The organism is Streptomyces sp. NPDC020681 (genome assembly GCF_044334895.1).
Lineage (GTDB): Bacteria > Actinomycetota > Actinomycetes > Streptomycetales > Streptomycetaceae > Streptomyces.
Map to the genome: position 1 here is coordinate 311,457 of NZ_JBIRTX010000001.1, position 15,064 is coordinate 326,520.

14 protein-coding genes are annotated in these 15,064 nt (G+C 70.7%); 8 read left to right on the forward strand and 6 right to left on the reverse strand.

Going from position 1 to position 15,064, the window contains the following annotated elements; translation table 11 throughout:
- The first annotated feature begins 80 nt into the window (after positions 1 to 80).
- From dhaK to ACH4YL_RS01280, 8 genes are all read left to right on the forward strand, one after another.
- On the forward strand, positions 81 to 1,073 hold the full coding sequence (gene dhaK / locus ACH4YL_RS01245; protein ID WP_398503572.1) for a dihydroxyacetone kinase subunit DhaK: 993 nt from the start codon (positions 81 to 83) through the stop codon (positions 1,071 to 1,073).
- A 33-nt stretch (positions 1,074 to 1,106) separates the two neighbouring features.
- Complete coding sequence (gene dhaL / locus ACH4YL_RS01250; RefSeq protein ID WP_398503574.1) at positions 1,107 to 1,721, forward strand: dihydroxyacetone kinase subunit DhaL; 615 nt, start codon at positions 1,107 to 1,109, stop codon at positions 1,719 to 1,721.
- The gene (locus ACH4YL_RS01255; RefSeq protein ID WP_398503576.1) at positions 1,718 to 2,134 is read left to right on the forward strand and encodes a PTS-dependent dihydroxyacetone kinase phosphotransferase subunit DhaM; all 417 of its coding nucleotides are present in this window, start codon (positions 1,718 to 1,720) and stop codon (positions 2,132 to 2,134) included. Before dhaL ends, ACH4YL_RS01255 begins: the two co-directional genes overlap by 4 nt.
- A 135-nt stretch (positions 2,135 to 2,269) precedes the next feature.
- The gene (locus ACH4YL_RS01260) at positions 2,270 to 2,977 is read left to right on the forward strand and encodes a hypothetical protein (protein ID WP_398503578.1); all 708 of its coding nucleotides are present in this window, start codon (positions 2,270 to 2,272) and stop codon (positions 2,975 to 2,977) included.
- Between the two features lie 18 nt (positions 2,978 to 2,995).
- The gene (locus tag ACH4YL_RS01265; protein WP_398503580.1) at positions 2,996 to 3,628 is read left to right on the forward strand and encodes a class F sortase; all 633 of its coding nucleotides are present in this window, start codon (positions 2,996 to 2,998) and stop codon (positions 3,626 to 3,628) included.
- 94 nt (positions 3,629 to 3,722) lie between these two features.
- Complete coding sequence (locus ACH4YL_RS01270) at positions 3,723 to 4,259, forward strand: SRPBCC family protein (RefSeq protein WP_398503581.1); 537 nt, start codon at positions 3,723 to 3,725, stop codon at positions 4,257 to 4,259.
- Positions 4,260 to 4,363: 104 nt separating this feature from the next.
- Positions 4,364 to 5,146 (forward strand): glucosamine-6-phosphate deaminase, encoded by a 783-nt coding sequence (gene nagB, locus ACH4YL_RS01275; protein ID WP_398503583.1) that lies wholly within the window; start codon positions 4,364 to 4,366, stop codon positions 5,144 to 5,146.
- Positions 5,147 to 5,306: 160 nt separating this feature from the next.
- Positions 5,307 to 6,569, forward strand: a complete 1,263-nt coding sequence (locus ACH4YL_RS01280) for a globin domain-containing protein (RefSeq protein WP_398503585.1) — start codon at positions 5,307 to 5,309, stop codon at positions 6,567 to 6,569.
- Positions 6,570 to 6,579: 10 nt separating this feature from the next.
- Here the strand turns inward: ACH4YL_RS01280 and ACH4YL_RS01285 are convergent, their stop codons facing one another.
- The 6 genes from ACH4YL_RS01285 to ACH4YL_RS01310 form a co-directional block, all read right to left on the reverse strand.
- The gene (locus ACH4YL_RS01285; protein ID WP_398504358.1) at positions 6,580 to 8,295 is read right to left on the reverse strand and encodes a ThuA domain-containing protein; all 1,716 of its coding nucleotides are present in this window, start codon (positions 8,293 to 8,295) and stop codon (positions 6,580 to 6,582) included.
- Between the two features lie 87 nt (positions 8,296 to 8,382).
- Positions 8,383 to 10,827, reverse strand: coding sequence for a PQQ-dependent sugar dehydrogenase (locus ACH4YL_RS01290; protein ID WP_398503587.1), 2,445 nt, complete (start codon positions 10,825 to 10,827; stop codon positions 8,383 to 8,385).
- 412 nt (positions 10,828 to 11,239) lie between these two features.
- The gene (locus ACH4YL_RS01295) at positions 11,240 to 11,899 is read right to left on the reverse strand and encodes an SRPBCC family protein (protein ID WP_398503589.1); all 660 of its coding nucleotides are present in this window, start codon (positions 11,897 to 11,899) and stop codon (positions 11,240 to 11,242) included.
- Positions 11,900 to 11,929: 30 nt separating this feature from the next.
- Positions 11,930 to 13,042, reverse strand: a complete 1,113-nt coding sequence (locus ACH4YL_RS01300; RefSeq protein WP_398503591.1) for an XdhC family protein — start codon at positions 13,040 to 13,042, stop codon at positions 11,930 to 11,932.
- Positions 13,035 to 14,165 carry a VWA domain-containing protein gene (locus ACH4YL_RS01305; RefSeq protein ID WP_398503593.1) on the reverse strand — a complete coding sequence of 377 codons (1,131 nt, stop codon included), beginning with the start codon at positions 14,163 to 14,165 and terminating at the stop codon, positions 13,035 to 13,037. Before ACH4YL_RS01305 ends, ACH4YL_RS01300 begins: the two co-directional genes overlap by 8 nt.
- Before the next feature lie 5 nt (positions 14,166 to 14,170).
- Positions 14,171 to 15,049 carry an AAA family ATPase gene (locus ACH4YL_RS01310; RefSeq protein ID WP_398503595.1) on the reverse strand — a complete coding sequence of 293 codons (879 nt, stop codon included), beginning with the start codon at positions 15,047 to 15,049 and terminating at the stop codon, positions 14,171 to 14,173.
- Between the last annotated feature and the right edge of the window lie 15 nt (positions 15,050 to 15,064).

Below are 15,064 nucleotides of genomic sequence, written 5' to 3' on the forward strand. Positions count from 1 at the left end.
GCGTGCGGGGTACGTGACCGCCGGACCCCGCAGAGCCAATACTTCTCTTGGAGGACCCGCAGGCTCACCAGGAGGAACTCATGAGGATGCTCATCAACGTCCCGGAGACCGTTGTCGCCGACGCCCTCCGTGGCATGGCGGCCGCGCACCCCGAGCTGAACGTGGACGTGGAGAACCGGGTGATCGTGCGGCGGGACGCGCCGGTCGCCGGGAAGGTGGCGCTGGTATCCGGCGGCGGGTCGGGACACGAGCCGCTGCACGGCGGCTTCGTCGGCCCCGGAATGCTGTCGGCGGCCTGTCCCGGAGAGATTTTCACCAGTCCGGTGCCGGATCAGATGGCGCGGGCCGCTGCCGCCGTCGACAGCGGCGAAGGTGTGCTGTTCATCGTCAAGAACTACACCGGTGACGTGCTGAACTTCGACATGGCCGCCGAGCTCGCCGAGGACGAGGGCGTACGGCTGGCCAAGGTCCTGGTCAATGACGATGTGGCGGTGACCGACAGCCTCTACACGGCGGGCCGGCGCGGCACCGGCGCGACGCTGTTCGTCGAGAAGATCGCCGGTGCGGCCGCCGAGGAGGGCGCGCCGCTGGAGCGCGTGGAGGCGATCGCCCGGCAGGTGAACGAGAGCTCCCGCAGCTTCGGAGTCGCGCTGAGCGCGAGCACCACTCCCGCCAAGGGCAGCCCGACCTTCGATCTCCCTTCCGGGGAGCTGGAGTTGGGCATCGGCATCCACGGCGAGCCGGGCCGGGAGCGGCGGCCGATGATGACCTCGCGCGAGATCGCGGACTTCGCCGTCAACGCGGTGCTGGAGGACCTGCCGCCGACGGGCCCGGTGCTGGTACTCGTCAACGGCATGGGCGCCACTCCACTGCTGGAGCTGTACGGATTCAACGCCGAGGTGCAGCGGGTGCTGACCGAGCGGGGTGTGGCCGTCGCCCGTACCCTCGTCGGGAACTATGTGACCTCGCTCGACATGGCGGGCTGCTCGGTGACGCTCTGCCAGGTCGACGAGGAGCTGCTGCGACTGTGGGACGCGCCGGTGCAGACCGCCGGGCTCCGCTGGGGCCGCTGAACCGTCCGGACCGACTGATCACAGGGAGTTCATGTGCTCGACGCCGACTTCATCCACCGCTGGCTGACGGCCGCCGCGGTTCTGGTCGACCGTGAGGCGGGGCATCTCACCGAGCTGGACTCGGCGATCGGCGACGCCGACCACGGCAGCAATCTCCAGCGCGGTTTCGCGGCGGTGACCGCGGTTCTGGAGAAGGAGGCGCCGGGGACTCCGGGGGCCGTACTGACGCTGGCGGGACGGCAGTTGATCTCGACGGTCGGCGGCGCCTCGGGTCCGCTGTACGGCACGCTGCTGCGGCGTACGGGCAAGGCGCTCGGCGAGGCCGCCGAGGTGACACCGGGACAGCTGGCCGACGCGCTGCGTGCGGGTGTGGCGGCGGTGGCGCAGCTCGGCGGCGCCAAGGCCGGCGACAAAACGATGCTGGACGCGCTGGTGCCGGCGGTCGCGGCGCTGGAGGACTCCATGGCGTCCTTCGCGGCGGCCCGCGACGCCGCCGAGCAGGGCGCGCTGGCGACCGTGCCGCTGCAGGCGCGCAAGGGCAGGGCCAGCTATCTCGGCGAGCGCAGCATCGGGCACCAGGACCCCGGCGCCACCTCGTCGGCCCTGCTGATCGCCGCGCTGGCACAGACGGCGGAGGCGGCCGGATGAACGAGCGGATGAACGAGCGGGTCGGAATCGTGCTGGTCTCGCACAGCAAGGAGGTGGCGGAGGCCGTCGCCGAGCTGGCGACGGGCCTCACGGGCGGCGGCACGACCGCACCCGTGGCCGCCGCCGGCGGCGCTCCGGACGGCGGCCTCGGCACCAGCTCGGAGCTGATCACCGCGGCCGCGGCATCGGTGGACGGCGGCGCGGGTGTGGCCGTGCTGGTCGATCTGGGCAGCGCCGTGCTCACGGTGAAGGCGCTGCTTGCCGAGGGCGACGAGCTGCCGGACGGCACACGTCTGGTGGACGCGCCGTTCGTGGAGGGCGCGGTGGCGGCGGTGGTGACGGCGACGGCGGGCGGCAGTCTGGACGAGGTGCAGGCGGCGGCCTCGGAGGCGTACGACTACCGAAAGGTCTGATGCTGCCGCTCCGCCGTCCGTGACGCTTCGTCAGTGCGACCCCTGCCGTTCGGCCCCCCAGGAGTGGCAGGGGCCGGGCGGCCCTCCTAGCGTCGGTCTCATTGTGGTGTATTTCCTACCATCGGAGACCTGACCATGCGCGCGATACACGTCGCCTCCCTCGCTCTGATCGGAAGCGCCGCCGCGCCGGCTCTCGGCGCTCCGGTCGCTCTCGCAGACGATACGAACCCCGTCACCTCGTTCGGCTTCACCGTCAGCCCCGAGACCGTCGAGCCCGGCGGCACCGTGACGCTCAACGCCACGGAGTGCGATGCTCCGTCCGTGACGAGTTCCTCGGGCGTCTTCGACACCGTCACGCTCAATGAGGGACTGCCGGGCACGGCGACGGTCTATGAGGACGCCAAGCCGGGCGCCGAGTACGAGGTCACCTTCGACTGCCAGGGCGAGAAGGGCACTGCCACGCTCACGGTCAGCGCGACCGTCACAGCCACTGCCAGCGCCACCGCCGCCGCCACGCTGACGGACACCGGAACCACCACCGCCGGCAAGGACACGGACACCGGGACCGGCACCGGCACCGGCACCGGCACCGGCACCACCACGGACACGGGCACAGTCACGGATCCAGTCACGGATCCAGTCCCGGACCCAGTCACGGCCCCGGACGCCGGGTTGCTCCCGGTGACCGGCACGACCAAGCCCGGCGGCGGCGTGAAGGCCGGTGCCGGAGGCAGCCTCTCCGGCCTGAGTCCCGCGCAGATCGGCGTCGGCTCCGCGTTCCTCGCGGGCGCGCTCGGCGGCGGTGTCCTGCTGCTGCGCCGTCGCGCCGGGGACGGCGTCTGACGGCGGCTCGTGGGAATCATGCACCTGTCCTCCCGCCGCGGCTCCTGGTTCACGCTCGTCTGCCTCCTGCTCCTCGGCCTGTTTCTGGTACGCGAGGGATTCACCGGGACCGACCAGGGTCCTCCTCGCCCCGGCGCGGCCGTGGCGGCGGACCATCGCGCGGCCGGCCCGCTGCCCCGCGCGCCCGGACCGCTCCCCCACTCTCCGCCACGCCGGATCACCGTCCCGTCGATCAGGCTGGACGCGCCGCTGACCGGCGTCGGTCTCGACTCCGACGGCTGGGTGGAGCCGCCGCCACTGGCGGACAACAACCTGGCCGGCTGGTACCGCGGCGCCGTCACACCGGGTGAGCGCGGTACGTCCGTCGTCGTCGGCCACGTCGACAACAGTGCGGGACCGGCCGTGTTCTATCTGCTGGGCGCGCTGGAGCGCGGCAGCCGCGTCCAGGTGGCGCGCGAGGACGGACGTACCGCGGTCTTCTCGGTCTACGGCGTAGAGCTGTACGCCAAGAAGGACTTCCCGGCGGCACGGGTGTACCGGGACGGAGCGGACGCGGAACTGCGGCTCATCACCTGCGGCGGCGGATACGCAGAGAAGACCGGTTACGACGGAAATGTTGTGGTCTTCGCCCGGCTGGTCGACGTGCGCTGACGCCGGACCTTGGTCATCCTGTCTCCGTCCGACGCGCAGGACATTCCGCTCCTACTGTGGATTCCACCATGCCCTCGAGCCCTGGAGGATTCCCATGACATCACCGGAGCCCACCGGCCGGCTGCTGCGCACCGAACACGGCCGTGATCTTGTGCTGACCCGCACGCTGGGCAGTCCGCTGCCGGAGGTCTGGGCGAGTCTCACCGAGTCCGAGCGGACCGCGCGCTGGATCGGCCCGTGGAAGGGCGAGGCCGGACCCGGCAAGACCGTGGAGATGCAGTTGGTGTTCGAGGAGGGCGCACCCTGGTCACCGTTCCTCATCGAGGCATGCGAACCGCCGCACCTGCTCACCGTGTCGATCCCGAGCGAGGGCGGTTCTTGGCCGATGGAAGTGCGGCTCTCCGAGGCGGACGGCGGCACCGCGGTGGAGCTCGTTCACCGTCTCTCGGCGGACGGTCAGGCATCGGGTGAGGCCGGGCTCGGCGCGATCGGTCCCGGCTGGGAGTACTACCTCGACATGTTCCTCGCCGCGCACGAGGGCCGGCCGCTGCCGTCCTTCGACGACTACTACCCGGCGCAGCAGGAGTACTTCGAGCAGCTCGAGCCTGAACCCCGGGCGACGGACAGCTGACCTTCGGGGAGCTCGGCGCTCCCGGCCCTCTCTTCGCGCGACAGCACACCCGTCACCGGGTAGATTGGTCTACACCAGTTGCGCTTTCAGAGACAGGGATCTTCGTGGAAGTTGTCATCGTCCCGGACTCCGCCGCGGGCGGCGAGCTCATCGCCGAAGCCATGGCCGACCTGCTACGACGCAAGCCGGACGCTCTCCTGGGAGTGGCCACGGGGTCGACCCCGCTGCCGGTCTACGAAGCCCTCGCGGCCAAGGTGCGCGCCTCGGAGGTGGACGCGTCCCGGGCCAGGATCTGTCAGCTCGACGAGTACGTGGGGCTGCCGTACGGGCACCCCGAGTCCTACCGCTCCGTGGTCCTGCGCGAGGTGGTCGAGCCGCTCGGCCTGACCGACGCCGCCTTCATGGGCCCGGACGGCACCGCCGAGGACGTCGCGGCGGCCTGTGTCGCCTACGACCGGGCGCTGGCCGAGGCCGGCGGGGTCGATCTCCAGCTGCTCGGCATCGGCACCGACGGCCACATCGGCTTCAACGAGCCCTGCTCCTCGCTCGCCTCCCGTACCCGCATCAAGACGCTCACCGAGCAGACCCGGCAGGACAACGCCCGGTTCTTCAACGGCCTCGACGAGGTCCCGCACCATGTGATCACCCAGGGCATCGGCACCATCCTGGAAGCCCGCCATCTGGTGCTGCTGGCCACCGGCGAGGCGAAGGCCGACGCCGTGGCGCTCGCCGTCGAGGGCCCGCTCTCCGCTGTGGTGCCCGCATCGGCCCTGCAACTGCACCCGCACGCCACGGTAGTGGTCGACGAGGCCGCGGCATCCAGCCTCAAGCTCGCCGCCTACTTCCGCGCCACCTACGCCGCAAAGCCCGGCTGGCAGGGTCTGTAGCGCCGCCGTCCGCTCTCCCGGCCGGGATCTGGAATGTCCCGGTCGGGACCCAGTCTGCCCCGAACGGCTCCTTCCCGCCCACGAGTTGATACGGTTCAGCTCGCTCAGCATTGTCGCGCGTTCAACAGACTCGCGGACATGCAGGCCCCGGGGGATTTTCATGAACGACGAGATTCATGACGACACAGATGTGGTCAGAGCGAGCCTGGACCGCGTCAGACGGCGCGCGAGCCATGTGGTCCGCTACTTCTACGCGCACCTTTTCACCCACCATCCCGAGCTGCGCCCGCTGTTCCCCGCCGCGATGGACGACCAGTACGAGCGGCTGTTCGCCGCCCTGGTGCACATGGTGGACAACCTCCGCCATCCGGGACTGACCGCGCACCTGGAGCGGCTGGGCCGGGACCACCGCAAGTTCGGTGTGGTGGACGAGGACTACGCGGCGGTCGGCGAGAGCCTCGTCGCCGCCATCCGCCACCACAGCCCGCAGTCCTGGGACGAGCGCACCGAGGCGGCCTGGCTGCGGGTGTACCGGAGCACCGCGCAGATCATGACCCGCTCGGCCCGTCGGTCGCTCGTCGCGAACGAGCCCGCGTGGTGGGACGCCACCGTCGTCTCGCACCGGCTGCACGGCGACCACACGGCCGTCCTGCGCGTCGCCGTCACCACGCCCTATCCCTGGCTACCCGGCCAGTACGCCACCATCGAGCACCCGGAGCTGCCCGGTGTGTGGCGGCCCTACTCGCTGGCCGGCCGGACCAGTGACGAACGGGTGCTGGAATTCCATATCGGCCGGGTGGCCGAGGGCCTGCTCAGCAATGTCCTCTGCGACCACACCACACCGGGCCAGACACTGCGGCTGAGCGGGGCATCGGGTTCCGCACTGGCGCCGCCGCCCGGCACACCGGCCGTCACGCTGATCGCCGCAGGCACGGGCTGGGCGCCGGTCAAATCCGTCCTCGACACGTTACTGGCGCGCCGGCCCGCGCCCCGTATCCGCATCGACGTCGTGGCACGTGGCGAGGCCCATTTCTACGACGGGGCGGCCCTCGACGACTTCCTGCGCAACCACCCGTATCTCAGCGCGTATTGGTGGTACCAGGAACCCGGCGAGGGCCGGATGCGGGCCGCGGAACGGCTGCACACACATCTCGGGGCCCGCCGTGACTGGCCCGAGGAGAGCGTCTATCTGTGCGGTCCGGTGATGTTCGTGCAGGAGACGGCCGAGCTGCTGCACGAGCACGGGCTTCCTGAAGAATCGCTTATTCGCGATCCGCTGCCCGCCTCGGTGAAACAGCGCGGCCACATCTCCCACGCCGAGGCCTTCCTCGATCCGCTGCCGGTCAACTGGATAGATCCGGACGCCCGCACGCGGGCGCTCGAGGTTCCACTCCCCGCGCCGCACACCGCGGTCGGTCAGTGACCCGAGCCCGTCAGCCGACGGAACGCCGCTTCTCGAACTCGCCGACCCAGTACTTCGTACGGTCGAGATAGGCGGTCTCGGCGGCCGCGCCGGTCTTCCCGTACGCGCCGTCGAAGGTCTGGTAGCCGTGCCCGGCCGGCGGATTGCCCGACGCGGGCTCGATGGAACTTCCTTCGTGCCACTCGTTGAACGAGGTCACCGAGACCCAGGCGGGCGAGCCTCCGATCGCCGGATCGAGCGCGTTGTTCCACTCCTTGTCATAGGTGCCGCCGTCCGAACGGCCCAGCGTGGGCGTGGTGTTGCCGGGGACGGCACGGTCGTCGATGTAGCCGGGCGCGACGGACGGAGCCCAGATGAGGTTGTTCGCCCTGGCGTAGTCGCCCGCCTGCTTCCAGCCGGGTGCCGTGGCGCCGGCGATACCGTCGTAGGTGTACAGGCCGGAGAAGTGGGCGATCTTCGACGTGTCGGTGGTCTGTGCCAGGACGATGCTGCTGCCGGTGACCTGGTCCAGCGGTGTCCAGTCGGCGATCCTGAGGCTCTCGAAGATGTAGAAGGCCGAGCGGTTGCCGTGTGCCGCGTCCCGGTAGAAGGCCGGATGGCTGCCGTAGGTGCTGTTCAGATAGCCGATGTCGTCGACCGTCGACTGCGCGGTGCGTCCGCCGTACGGTTCGATGTGCCAGGCCACCTTGATGCCGTGGCGCTGGGCGGCGTCCAGCACGCGTCCGGCGAGGCCGTCCTCGTAGCCGCCCCGGCCCCACCAGCTGTAGACGATGACGCCGGCCCCGGACCGGGCGACCCACTTCATGTGCTGGTCCACCGCTGCGGCCACATCGCCGGAGTCGTACGGGCCGAGCGCCGGATAGAGGTCGGCGCCGATGTCCTCGGGCGGAGTGTGTCCGCCCTGCTGCCAGTGCCGCCAACTGCCTTGTCCGGCCGGTGTTCCGTACCAGGGGTAGTAGAAGAGATGCACGTTCGGCGAGAGATCGCCGGCTCCGGTGCCGTCGCGCGGGCTGCAGTCCGCTGGGGCCACACCGGCCGCGTAGCGGATGCCACCGAGGAGCAGGGCACGGAAGGCGGGGTCGGCATAGCTCTCGGCGGTGTGACCGAGGCCGGTGTAGAAGGAGCGGCCTGATTGCTGCGGATGGCACCAGGTGATGGGGTGGTCGTCGCCCATCTCGCCGCCGCTGTAGGTGGATTCGTCCAGACTCTGCAGGACGCGCACCGAGGAGCGGGGATTGGTGCGGTAGTTGTACCACTCGTCGGTGCGGGTCCAGGTGGCGCCGAGGTGCGCGGTCGCGGGATGCGTCGCGTCCTCGGTGGTGAGGGTGGCCTGCTGGATCGCCGGATGGCTCTTGAAACGGGCGCCGACGAGCTGTTCGTAGTGCGGCCATTCGTACTCGGTGTCGGCCGCCGCGTGGACGCCGACGAAGCCGCCGCCGCCGTCGACGTACGACTGCAGGGCGCTCTGCTGCGGCTCGTTCAGGACGTCCCCGGTGGTGTTGAGGAACACCACAGCCTCGTAGCCCGCGAGGCCGTCCGGTGTGAACGCGGCGCTGTCCTCGGTGGCGGTGACGGCGAAGCCGTTGGCTGTGCCGAGGGCGCGGATCGCGTCGATGCCGGCCGGGATGGAGTCGTGCCGGAAGCCCGCGGTCCTGGAGAAGACGAGCACGTCGTAGTCGGCCTCGGCGGCGCGCGCGTCGGCGCCCGGTGCGGCTGCGACGGACATGCAGCCGAGCGTGAGCGCCGCGAGCACGGCTGTCGAGCGTCGGATGAGTGTGCTGCTCAGTAACGTCACGTTGTCCCCTTCCACCCGTCAGTCGAGGGTGAAGGTGTCGATGTCGAGGAGATTGCCCTGGCCGGAGGGGCCTTTGAAGACCAGGTGCAGGCTGGTGGAGCCGGCCGGTGCGCCGGTCAGGTTCGCCGTCACGGTGGCGAAGTTCTCCCAGCCGCCGGTCGGTGACACGGCCACCGAGCCGATGAGCGTGCCGGTGACGGAGCCCGTACGGATCTCGATCGTGCCGCCGGGGCCGCCTGAGGACACCCTGGCCGTGAACTTCGTGGCGCCGGAGAGCGCGTACGGCTGGAAGGAGATCCAGTCGCCGTCGTCGGTGAAGCCGACCGTTCTGCCGCCCTCGGCATTGCCGTGGTCGGCGGTCTGGATGCCGGACTGCGCGCCGAAGTGCTCGGCCTGCCGGTGCCTGGGCTGCAGGATGCGCTCGCTGTGCGAGGTCAGTCCGCCGTTGTCGGTGTACTCGGCGTCGAAGACCCCGTAGAGGTTGGCGGCGCTGTCGTGTTCGCCGTCGGCCGGTACGGCGATGGTGCCGGTGCAGCCGTTCTTCGAGGTGATCTGGTGACGGTGGCTGTCGTGGCCGAGCAGATAGGTCACCTTCACCCTGGCGCAGTCGACGGCGCCGTCGTCCGGGTCGGTGACCTGGACGGTGAACGGCACGGTGTCGCCGAAGGAGAACAGCGCGCCGTTCGCGGGTGTGGTCAGCTGCACCGTCGGCGCGGTGTTGCCGGCGGTGACCACCAGGCTCGCGGTCCCGGTGAGCCCTTCGGGGTCACGGACGGTCAGCGTCGGGTGGAAGGTGCCCGCGGTGGTGTACGTATGGCTGGGGTTCGCGGCCGTGGACGTGGCGCCGTCGCCGAAGTCCCACCTGTAGGTGAGCGGTTGGCCCTCCGGGTCGGAGCTGCCCTGCGAGGAGAAGGCCACGGTGAGCGGTGTGGGCCCGGAGGTCTTGTCCGCCGCCGCCTTGGCGATGGGACTGCGGTTGCTGCCGGCGAGATACTCGATGCGGTACAGCGCCTGATCGCTCGCGCCGGAGCCGTAGTCGAGGACGTACAGCGCGCCGTCGGGCCCGAAGTCGGTGTCGATGATCTGAGTGCCCTGCCAGGGGAAGTCCTCGATCAGCCCGTACGAGCCGTCGCCCTTGACCTCGATTGCCTTGATCCAGCGTCGGCCGAGTTCCGCGGCGAAGTAGCGCCCGTCGAGGGACTGCGGGAATTTCACGGCCGAGTAGAGGTTCGCGTCATAGCGGTACACCTCGCCGCCCATGGGCGATTCGGAGCCGCCGCCGAACTCGGGCGGTGCGCCCGTGTCTCCGTATTTGATCCAGCTGGGCCTGGCCGCCGGCAGCGTGGACAGGCCGGTGTTCCGGAAGGAGTTGTTCGCCGGTCCGCCGGCGCAGTTGTACTTGGCGCCGGCAGGACCGCTCGGGAAGGAGTACTCGTTGTATGTCTCCGAGGCGGTGTTGGTGCCGGTGCAGTACGGCCAGCCGTAGTTGCCGGGTGCGGTGATGCGGTCGAACTCCACCTGTCCGCCGGGGCCCCGGTTCGGGTCGGTGGTGCCGGCGTCCGGGCCGTAGTCGCCGAGGTACACGACACCGGTCGGCCGGTCCACGGACATCCGGAACGGGTTGCGGAAGCCCATGGCGTAGATCTCGGGCCGCGTGCCGGCGGTGCCGGGCTGGAAGAGGTTTCCGGCCGGGACGGTGTAGCCGCCGTCGGACTGCGGCTTGATGCGCAGCAGCTTTCCGCGCAGGTCGTTGGTGTTGCCGGAGGAGCGCTGTGCGTCGAACTGCGGGTTGCGGTCGGCGCGTTCGTCGATCGGCGAGTATCCGGCGGACTCGAACGGGTTGGTGTCGTCACCGGTGGTCAGATACAGGTTTCCGGCGGCGTCGAAGTCGATGTCGCCGCCGACGTGGCAGCACTGGCCACGGTCGTTCGGCACTTCGAGCATGACCTTCTCGCTGGCGGTGTCGAGCGTGCCGTCGGCCCTGAGCGTGAACCGGGAGAGGTTCAGATGGCCTTTCCAGGGCTCGAAGTCGGCCGCGCTGCCGGTGACCGGGGCGTCGCCCGCCGGTGTGTTCAGCCTGGGCGAGTAGTAGAGATAGACAAGGCGGTTGGCGGCGAAGCCGGGGTCGGCCGCCACACCTTGGAGGCCCTCTTCGTCGTGGGTGTAGACGTCCAGCTTTCCGGCGACCTTGGTGTTTCCGGCGGCGTCGGTGTAGCGGACCGTGCCGTCGCGTGCGGTGTGCAGTACGGCCCGGTCGGGGAGCACGGCCAGCGACATGGCCTCGCCCATCTCGGCGGGGCCGAGGGCGAGTTGGACCTGCTGGTAGTCGGACGGCGGGATGGCCGCGGTCGGCGGCTCGGGCGCGTGGGGCGCGGCCGCCGTGACGGTGAGCGCACCGCCGGACAGCACCAGCGCGAAAGCGGCTAATCCCGTGGACCACGCCTGAAATCGGCGCACTGGCATGGGGGTTTCCTTCCTGACTTGGCGTGGGGGTGCGTCAGGCAAGGCGCGCGACGGCATGCGTCGCCGTCAACGGGCATACGGCCCTGCGGAGTTCTTGCAGAGATCGCAAGATTCTTGGCTTCGTCGTGCGAGCGTTTTGCATGCTCGCAACGCAAGGTTAATTTGTCAAGGCAATGTCAAAATCCCGGAACCGCTCTCGGACATGACAGCGGCACCGCCGGGGAGGGCGGTGCCGCTGCCGTCTTTCCGCGGGAGAAGGGGACTTGGGGTCAGGACGCGAGCCAGAGCGCCGGGGCGTTGTGCGTCTGAGAGCGCTCTCAGTGGGGCCTGGAGACGTGATACTGCCGCACCGGACGGGTGTCAACGGCCCGCGTCGCGACCGTGGTTGAGGCCGGGACCGGCCCGCTCGCGGTCAGCGCCTGCAGCGGCGGTGCACGAGGATCGCGACCAGCGTGGCGAGCGCGGCCGCGGCCAGGACTGCCGCCGCGCGCTTGGCGACCGGGAGGCCCGCGGCTCTCAAGAGGTCGATCGGTACCGCCTCGTCGGTGTCGGCGTCGGCGTCGCGGGCCGCGGCGGGGACGTCGTCGGCGAACTCGGCACGGGCGGGCTCGGCACCAGAGCGTCCGTCGTCGCCCGACAGCTGCTGCGACAGGCAGTCCGCGAACTGGCCGATCAGCTTGTCTCCCACCTCGGCCATCACCCCACGGCCGAACTGTGCGGGGCGGCCGGTGATCGTCAGGTCGGTCACGACGTCCACCTCCGTGCCGCTCCCGCTCCCGGCCAGGGAGGACGTCACCGTCGCGCTCGCCGTCCCCTGGCCGCGTACCTCCTTGCCGCGGGCCGTCAGGACCATCCGGTGCGCCGCCTCGTCCTTCTCGTCGAAGGCCGCGGTGCCTTTGTAGGTGACCGTGACCGGGCCCAGCTTCACTTTCACCGAGCCGTTGATGATCTCGCTGTCGTATCCCTCGACGGTCGCGCCCGGCATGCAGGGAGCGATCCGTTCGATGTCCAGGAGCACCTGCCAGGCCTCGTCGACCGGGACAGGGACGGTGAACGTGTGGTGCAGCTGCATGGCCTCCTCCTTATCCGAACGAGCTCTCGCTCATACGGACTTGAGCCGCGGTGGATGGATCGCCCCGACCGTGTCCCCCAGCGGCGCGCCGCTGCCGCCCCAGCGCAGTGCCACGATCTCCGCCGCGATGGCGACGGCCACCTCCTCCGGCGTACGGGCGCCGAGGTCGAGGCCGATCGGCGAACGGAGCCGCGACAGTTCCGCCTCGTCCACGCCGTTGTCCCGCAGCCGCGCCAGCCGGTCCTCGTGCGTGCGACGGCTGCCCATCACACCGATGTACGCGGCCGGGGAGCGCAGGGCGACTTCGAGCAGCGGCACGTCGAACTTCGGGTCGTGCGTGAGCACACACATCACGGTCCGGTCGTCGACTTCCGTACCGCCCAGATACCGGTGCGGCCAGTCGACGATCACTTCGGCCTCGTCCGGGAAGCGCCTCGGGTCGGCGAAGACCGGACGCGCGTCGCACACCGTCACGCGGTAGCCGAGGAACGCGCCGATCCTGGCCACTGCCGCCGCGAAGTCGATCGCGCCGAAGACCAGCATCCGCGGCGGTGGGGCGAACGACTGGAGAAACACCGTCACGTCGTCCTCGCGCCGCTCGCCGCCGGGACCGTAGTGGCGCCGGCCGGTCGCGCCCTGCGCCAGTTCGCCGCGCGCGTCGTCGGTGACCGCGGCGTCCAGGCCTTCGTCACCGAGCGATCCGGCGACACTGTCCGGCCACACGGCGAGCGTGCCGCCGCGCCGGGCCGGGCCGTCGACGACAGTGGCCACCACCACCGGGCGGTGTTCGGCGACCGACGCGGCGACCTGGCCGAAGGACGGGTCGATCGCTGCCGACACGGGCCGTACGAGCAGGGTGATCTCGCCGCCGCAGGTGAGGCCGACGGCAAACGCGTCCTCGTCGCTGTAGCCGAAGGTCTCCAGCTGTGCCTTGCCGCTCTCGACGACGTCCTTGGCCAGATCGAACACCGCGCCTTCCACGCAGCCGCCGGAGACGCTGCCGACGACCTGGTCGTCCGGACCGACCGCCATCGCCGCGCCGGGGCCGCGCGGCGCGCTGCGGCTGACCGCGACGACGGTGGCGAGCCCGAACGGGCTGCCCGACGCGTACCAGCGGTTGAGCGCAGGGAGGATCTCACGCATGGGCCACACCTCTCACCACTGATGCCAGGCGCTCCAGTGCGGCCAGGCTGTGTCCTTCGACGAAGGCGTCCACGCTGGGCAGCGCCGCCGCCATACCGGCCGCGAGGGGTTCGTAACCCGGGCGCGCCTTGCGCGGATTGGCCCACACCACGCGGTGGGCCAGCCGGTGCAGCCGCCGCATCTGGGCGGCGAGCAGCGCCGGGTCCTCGCGCTCCCAGCCGTCGGAGAGCACGACGACCACGGCTCCGCGGGCCGTCCCGCGCTGTCCCCAGCGGTCGAGGAAGCCGCGGAGCATCTCGCCGAGCCGGGTGCCGCCGCTCCAGTCGGGCACGGCGGCGGCCACGGCGGCCAGCGCCTCGTCCGGATCGCGATGTGCCATTTCCCGGGTGACGCGGGTCAGCCGGGTGCCCAAGGTGAACACCTCGGTGGCGGTACGGGACCCGGGGCCGTGGGCCGCGGCATGAGCGAAGCGGAGCAGCGCGTCGGCGTACGGGTCCATCGAGCCGCTCACATCCAGCAACAGCACAACTCGGCGCGGCTTGGCCGCCGGAGCGCGGTGGCGGAGTCTGGCCGGCTCACCGCCGTGGCGCAGCAGTTCGCGTACGGTGCGCCGCGGATCGACAGTGCCGCGGCGGGCCGGACGCAGCCGCGGAGTACGGCGCGCCTCGCCGCTGAGGGCGAACGCCGCGAGCAGCCGCCGCAGTTGGTCCCGCTCGGCCGCGGACAGGTCAGCCATGTCGCGGTGGCGCAGCACCTCGGTGGAGCTGGCGAGCGCGGCCGCCGCCGGTGTCCTGGTCGTCTCGTCACCGCCGGTCCCGGAAGGCCGGGCGGCCACCGGTCGCAGCAGCGGCCTCGGGCGCGGGCGTACCCGGTCGCGGTTCTTGTGCTGCCTCTCGAAGTAGGCGGCGAAGACGCGGTCGTAGCGTTCCAGGTCGTCCTGGCTGCCGCAGAGGGTGAGCCGGCCTGCCCAGTACACGTCGGAGCGCAGCCGTGCGCCGAGTACGTCGAGCGCGCGCAGAAAGGCCTGTACGCGATCGGGTCCGGCGGCGACTCCGGCCGCGCGCAGCGCCCGGGCGAAGCCGACGACGGCCGCCGTCGCGTCGGTGGGCTGCGTCTGGGTCATGGGGTTCACGCTCCCCGCGCCGCGAGGATCGCGGACAGGTCCAGAGAACGGGCCCGTTCCGCGTCCTCGTGGTACTTGAGCACCGATCCGAGTGTGGCGACGAGGAGCTCGGCGTCGAGCTCGGTCGCGCCGAGCGCGTCCAGAGCCTCGGCCCAGTCGATGGTCTCGGCCACGCCGGGCGGCTTGACCAGGTCCTGATGGCGCAGGGTCTGGACGACGGCGGTCACCTGCGCGGCTAGCCGTTCGGTCACCTGCGGCTGCCGGATGCGGACGATCGCCAGCTCGCGGTCGAAGCCGGGATGGTCGAACCAGTGGTACAGGCAGCGGCGTTTGAGCGCGTCGTGGACCTCGCGGGTCCGGTTCGAGGTGAGGACGACCACCGGCGGCTTCGCGGCCCGCAGGGTGCCGAGTTCGGGCACGGTCACGGCGTACTCGGAGAGCAGTTCCAGCAAGAACGCCTCGAACTCGTCGTCCGCCCGGTCGATTTCGTCGACGAGCAGCACCGAAGGCTGGGTCTCCAAGGCCTGCAGAAGCGGCCGCGCGATGAGGAAGCGCCTGCCGTACAGCTCGCTCTGCAACCGGTCCGCATCGGTGACCCCAGTGGCTTCGGCGGCTCGCAGATGCAGCAGCTGGCGAGGGAAGTCCCAGTCGTACAGCGCCTGGGAGGCGTCGATGCCCTCGTAGCACTGGAGGCGGATCAGCGGCGCGTCGAGAACCTGGGCGAGAGCGGAGGCGAGTGCGGTCTTGCCCACGCCCGCGTCGCCCTCGCAGAAGATCGGCCGGTGCAGCTTCAGTGCCAGAAAGCAGGCGATGGCGAGACCGTCGTCGACGAGATAGCCCGTCTTCTCCAGTCGCGCTCGCAGCTCACCCGGCCCGTCCGTCACACCGTCAACTCCTCA

Excerpts from the sequence above, each read along its gene's own strand:
- ACH4YL_RS01265 (WP_398503580.1), top strand. The coding sequence starts at position 2,996 with ATGCACCTGTCCTCCCGCCGCGGCTCCTGGTTCACGCTCGTCTGCCTC.
- ACH4YL_RS01290 (WP_398503587.1), bottom strand. The coding sequence starts at position 10,827 with ATGCCAGTGCGCCGATTTCAGGCGTGGTCCACGGGATTAGCCGCTTTC.
- ACH4YL_RS01255 (WP_398503576.1), top strand. The coding sequence starts at position 1,718 with ATGAACGAGCGGATGAACGAGCGGGTCGGAATCGTGCTGGTCTCGCAC.
- ACH4YL_RS01280 (WP_398503585.1), top strand. The coding sequence starts at position 5,307 with ATGAACGACGAGATTCATGACGACACAGATGTGGTCAGAGCGAGCCTG.
- ACH4YL_RS01295 (WP_398503589.1), bottom strand. The coding sequence starts at position 11,899 with ATGCAGCTGCACCACACGTTCACCGTCCCTGTCCCGGTCGACGAGGCC.
- ACH4YL_RS01305 (WP_398503593.1), bottom strand. The coding sequence starts at position 14,165 with ATGACCCAGACGCAGCCCACCGACGCGACGGCGGCCGTCGTCGGCTTC.
- ACH4YL_RS01285 (WP_398504358.1), bottom strand. The coding sequence starts at position 8,295 with ATGTCCGTCGCAGCCGCACCGGGCGCCGACGCGCGCGCCGCCGAGGCC.
- ACH4YL_RS01300 (WP_398503591.1), bottom strand. The coding sequence starts at position 13,042 with ATGCGTGAGATCCTCCCTGCGCTCAACCGCTGGTACGCGTCGGGCAGC.
- ACH4YL_RS01270 (WP_398503581.1), top strand. The coding sequence starts at position 3,723 with ATGACATCACCGGAGCCCACCGGCCGGCTGCTGCGCACCGAACACGGC.
- ACH4YL_RS01260 (WP_398503578.1), top strand. The coding sequence starts at position 2,270 with ATGCGCGCGATACACGTCGCCTCCCTCGCTCTGATCGGAAGCGCCGCC.
- dhaK (WP_398503572.1), top strand. The coding sequence starts at position 81 with ATGAGGATGCTCATCAACGTCCCGGAGACCGTTGTCGCCGACGCCCTC.